Source organism: Sphaerospermopsis sp. LEGE 00249, from assembly GCF_014299995.1.
GTDB classification, from domain to species: Bacteria; Cyanobacteriota; Cyanobacteriia; order Cyanobacteriales; family Nostocaceae; genus Sphaerospermopsis; species Sphaerospermopsis kisseleviana.
In genome coordinates, this window is sequence record NZ_JACJUZ010000137.1 from 1 (window position 1) to 5,330 (window position 5,330).

The following is a 5,330-nucleotide window of genomic DNA, read 5'->3' on the forward strand; positions in this document are numbered from 1 at the left end:
AAAACCATATAAAACAAAAAACCCCGTTCGTTAGAACAGGGTTTCAAAAAAAAGGCGGCGACATACTCTCCCACATTACTGCAGTACCATCTGCGCAGTCGGACTTAACTTCTCTGTTCGGAATGGGAAGAGGTGAGCCCCGACGCAATAACCACCTTAAGAGGTTACAATTGCTTTAGGCAATCATTATCCAATTCATAATTACTAATTCGTAATTGAATCAATATCTTAACATACTGAGATAAAAATCATTCTTAGAAAGTTTCTTCTCCCGTCCGAAGACGGGAGAAAAGCGTACATAAGCTTACGGGTTATTAGTACTACTCGACTATGACATTACTGCCTTTACATCTATAGCCTATCAACGTGGTCATCTTCCACGACCCTTAAAAGAAATCTCATCTTGTGGTGGGTTTCGCGCTTATATGCTTTCAGCGCTTATCCCTTCCCAACGTAGCTACTCTGCGGTGCTCCTGGCGGAACAACAGATACACCAGAGGTTAGTCCAATTCGGTCCTCTCGTACTAGAATCAGATCCACTCAAATTTCTTGCGCCCACAGTAGATAGAGACCGAACTGTCTCACGACGTTCTGAACCCAGCTCGCGTGCCACTTTAATGGGCGAACAGCCCAACCCTTGGGACCTTCTCCAGCCCCAGGATGTGACGAGCCGACATCGAGGTGCCAAACCCCCCCGTCGATATGAGCTCTTGGGGGAGATCAGCCTGTTATCCCCGGCGTACCTTTTATCCTTTGAGCGATGGCCCTTCCATGCGGAACCACCGGATCACTATGCTCTACTTTCGTACCTGATCGACCTGTATGTCTCTCAGTCAAGCTCCCTTATGCCATTGCACTCTACGCACGGTTACCAAGCGTGCTGAGGGAACCTTTAGAAGCCTCCGTTACTCTTTTGGAGGCGACCACCCCAGTCAAACTACCCACCAAGCAATGTCCCCCACATTCGCGGGGTTAGACCTCAGATAAGCAAAGGGTGGTATTTCAACAATGACTCCACAACGCCTGGCGACGCCATTTCACAGTCTCCCACCTATCCTACACATCACTTATCCAAGACCAATACTAAGCTATAGTAAAGGTGCACAGGGTCTTTTCGTCCCACTGCGGGTAATCGGCATCTTCACCGATACTACAATTTCACCGAGCTCATGGCTGAGACAGTGTCCAGATCGTTACACCATTCGTGCAGGTCGGAACTTACCCGACAAGGAATTTCGCTACCTTAGGACCGTTATAGTTACGGCCGCCGTTTACTGGGGCTTCAATTCAATGCTTCTCCGAAGATAACATCTCCTCTTAACCTTCCAGCACCGGGCAGGTGTCAGGCCCTATACCTCATCTTACGATTTTGCAGAGCCCTGTGTTTTTGATAAACAGTCGCCTGGACCTTTTCACTGCGGCCAGCATTACTGCTGGCGACCTTTCTCCCGAAGTTACAGGTCTATTTTGCCTAATTCCTTAGCCATGAATCTCTCGAGCACCTTAGGATTCTCTCCTCGACTACCTGTGTCGGTTTACGGTACGGGTACTGTTAATCTAAGTTTAGAGGTTTTTCTTGGAAGCCCTTAGGTACACTATCTCTTTGGCCGAAGCCGCTGAGTACTATCGCATTTCCCCAAAGCCCGTGGATTTGCCTGCGGGCCTTATAGGTAGGTGCTTTAACGAACTATTCCGTCAGTTCGCGGTACTTTCATCACTCCGTCACCCCATCACAATTAACAGTAGTACGGGAATATTAACCCGTTGGCCATCGACTGTCCCTTTCGGGTTCGCCTTAGGACCCGACTAACCCTCAGCTGATTAGCATAGCTGAGGAAACCTTAGTCTTTCGGTGTGCGGGTTTCTCGCCCGCATTATCGTTACTTATGCCTACATTTTCTTTTCTAACCAGTCCAGCATAGCTCGCGCTACACCTTCAACCCTGTTAGAATGCTCCCCTACCACTTGTATTACTACAAATCCATAGCTTCGGTAGTATGCTTATGCCCGATTATTATCCATGCTCGTCCGCTCGACTAGTGAGCTGTTACGCACTCTTTAAATGAATGGCTGCTTCCAAGCCAACATCCTAGCTGTCTGGGCAGACAAACCTCGTTTTTTCAACTTAGCATACATTTGGGGACCTTAGCTGATGGTCTGGGTTCTTTCCCTCTCGGACATGGACCTTAGCACCCATGCCCTCACTGCTGGTAAACATTATATAGCATTCGGAGTTTGTCAGGAATTGGTAGGCGGTGAAGCCCCCGCATCCAATCAGTAGCTCTACCTCTATATAACTTATAACCAGCGCTGCACCTAAATGCATTTCGGGGAGTACGAGCTATTTCCGAGTTTGATTGGCCTTTCACCCCTACCCACAGGTCATCCGAAGACTTTTCAACGTCAACCGGTTCGGACCTCCACTATGTGTTACCACAGCTTCATCCTGCCCATGGGTAGATCACACGGTTTCGCGTCTACCACTACTGACTAAAGCGCCCTATTCAGACTCGCTTTCGCTACGGATCCACACCATAAGTGCTTATCCTTGCCAGCAACGGTAACTCGTAGGCTCATTATGCAAAAGGCACGCCGTCACCCAACTTGTAGGCTCCGACCGCTTGTAAGCGTATGGTTTCAGGATCTATTTCACTCCGTTATTCACGGTTCTTTTCACCTTTCCCTCACGGTACTGGTTCACTATCGGTCTCTCAGGAGTATTTAGCCTTAGCGGATGGTCCCGCCAAATTCAGACAGGGTTTCACGTGCCCCGCCCTACTCAGGATACCACTATCCTTATCTTCTCTTACTTATACCGGGCTATCACCGTCTATGGCCTACCTTTCCAGGTAGTTCTAATTCAATCCGCAAGAAATGTCGTGGTCCTACAACCCCAAAATTGCCGTAACAACTTTGGTTTGGGCTAATCCGCGTTCGCTCGCCACTACTTACGGAATCACTTTTGTTTTCTTCTCCTCCGCCTACTTAGATGTTTCAGTTCAGCGGGTTTGCTCTCCTATCGGAGTGACATGTCTTCAACATGCCGGGTTGCCCCATTCGGATATCTGCGGATCAATTCGTATGTGCCAATCCCCGCAGCTTTTCGCAGCTTATCACGTCCTTCTTCGCCTCTGAGAGCCTAGGCATCCCCCATACGCCCTTATTTTGCTTATTGTACTTGTTACTTATTACTTATCGCTAAGTAATTCGTGTTCTTTCTACTTTTTAAATGTATTTTTTATCTCAATATGTCAATGAACTTTATTAATTTGAAAATTTGATGATTTGAGAATTTGAAAATGAATCTTCAAATCTTCAAATTGATTAATCTTCAAATCAATTCGTGGAGAATATCGGAGTCGAACCGATGACCTCCTGCGTGCAAGGCAGGCGCTCTAGCCAGCTGAGCTAATCCCCCAATCTTAGTGATGAGTTACTAGTTATGAGTTATGAGTTACATAACCTCTCAACCCCTAGAATTTCCTATAAGCATACTAGTAGTCCCGGGCAGACTCGAACTGCCGACCCCTACATTATCAGTGTAGTACTCTAACCAGCTGAGCTACGAGACTCTGTATTTTGCTTATTTTATATTTTGAATTAACAGCGAGAGTAAATAAACTTCGTGACTCTTATATTTCCAGTCCTTCTTTTTCGTCTCTAGAAAGGAGGTGTTCCAGCCGCACCTTCCGGTACGGCTACCTTGTTACGACTTAGCCCCAGTTACTAGTTTTACCCTAGGCAGCTCCTTACGGTCACCGACTTCAGGTACCCCCAGCTTCCATGGCTTGACGGGCGGTGTGTACAAGGCCCGGGAACGTATTCACCGGATCATGGCTGATATCCGATTACTAGCGATTCCAGCTTCACGGAGTCGAGTTGCAGACTCCGATCCGAACTGAGAACGGTTTTATAGATTCGCTCCTACTCACGTAGTGGCTGCTCTCTGTACCGTCCATTGTAGCACGTGTGTAGCCCAAGGCGTAAGGGCCGTGATGATTTGACGTCATCCCCACCTTCCTCACAGTTTACACTGGCAGTCTTGCTAGAGTTCCCGACATGACTCGCTGGCAACTAACAACAGGGGTTGCGCTCGTTATAGGACTTAACCTGACACCTCACGGCACGAGCTGACGACAACCATGCAGCACCTTGTAAATTGTCCGAAGAAAAGTCTGTTTCCAAACCTGTCAATCTACATTTAAGCCTTGGTAAGGTTCCTCGCGTATCATCGAATTAAACCACATGCTCCACCGCTTGTGCGGGCCCCCGTCAATTCCTTTGAGTTTCATTCTTGCGAACGTACTCCCCAGGTGGGATACTTATCACTTTCGCTTAGCCACTGAAGTTGCCCCCAACAGCTAGTATCCATCGTTTACGGCGTGGACTACCAGGGTATCTAATCCTGTTCGCTCCCCACGCTTTCGTCCATCAGCGTCAATCCACAAGTAGTAACCTGCCTTCGCAATTGGTATTCCATGTAATATCTAAGCATTTCACCGCTACACTACATATTCTAGTTACTTCCTTGTAATTCAAGTCTGGCAGTATCAATGGCCGTTCCACAGTTGAGCTGCGGGCTTTCACCACTGACTTACCAAACCGCCTACGGACCCTTTAAACCCAATGATTCCGGATAACGCTTGGATCCTCCGTATTACCGCGGCTGCTGGCACGGAGTTAGCCGATCCTTATTCTTACGGTACCGTCAAGCTCCTTCACGAAGGAGTGTTTCTTCCCGTACAAAAGCAGTTTACACACCATAGATGCTTCTTCCTGCACGCGGCATGGCTGGATCAGGCTTGCGCCCATTGTCCAATATTCCTCACTGCTGCCTCCCGTAGGAGTCTGGTCCGTGTCTCAGTACCAGTGTGGGGGATCTCCCTCTCAGGACCCCTACCTATCGTTGCCATGGTAAGCCGTTACCTTACCATCTAGCTAATAGGACGCATGCCCATCTTTTACCGTTGGAACTTTAATATATCAAACATGCGAATAATATATACCATGAGGTATTAATCCAAATTTCTCTGGGCTATCCCTCTGTAAAAGGTAGGTTGCATACGCGTTACGCACCCGTGCGCCGGTCTCAAGGTTGCAAGCAACCTCTACCCCTCGACTTGCATGTGTTAAGCCTGCCGCTAGCGTTCATCCTGAGCCAGGATCAAACTCTTCATCGTATGTTGTTTGCTCTTACGAGCTGTTTTATAGACAAAGGCTAGTCTTTTTCAAATCTCTCGATTCACTTACTCTCTTTTTTTTCTGTCTTAAAATCTCTTTTAAGACGGCTGTCAATTCAATATGTCTATGAACGTATTCTTCTTTTTTTA

Annotated in this window: 2 tRNA genes and 3 rRNA genes; all 5 read right to left on the bottom strand. The window is 47.5% G+C overall.

The features are described 5' to 3' along the window. Positions 1–49: 49 nt before the first annotated feature. The 5 genes from rrf to H5968_RS24580 all read right to left on the bottom strand — a co-directional run bounded on the left by rrf (position 50) and on the right by H5968_RS24580 (position 5,180). Positions 50–159, bottom strand: a 5S ribosomal RNA gene (rrf, locus tag H5968_RS24560). Between the two features lie 135 nt (positions 160–294). Then, positions 295–3,175 (bottom strand): 23S ribosomal RNA (locus H5968_RS24565). A gap of 169 nt (positions 3,176–3,344) precedes the next feature. Beyond that, positions 3,345–3,418, bottom strand: a tRNA-Ala gene (locus tag H5968_RS24570). An 80-nt stretch (positions 3,419–3,498) separates the two neighbouring features. Then, positions 3,499–3,572, bottom strand: a tRNA-Ile gene (locus H5968_RS24575). A gap of 92 nt (positions 3,573–3,664) precedes the next feature. Beyond that, positions 3,665–5,180: ribosomal RNA gene (locus H5968_RS24580) — 16S ribosomal RNA — on the bottom strand. The 16S, 23S and 5S rRNA genes sit together here with 2 tRNA genes alongside, the layout of an rRNA operon. Positions 5,181–5,330 lie beyond the last annotated feature (150 nt).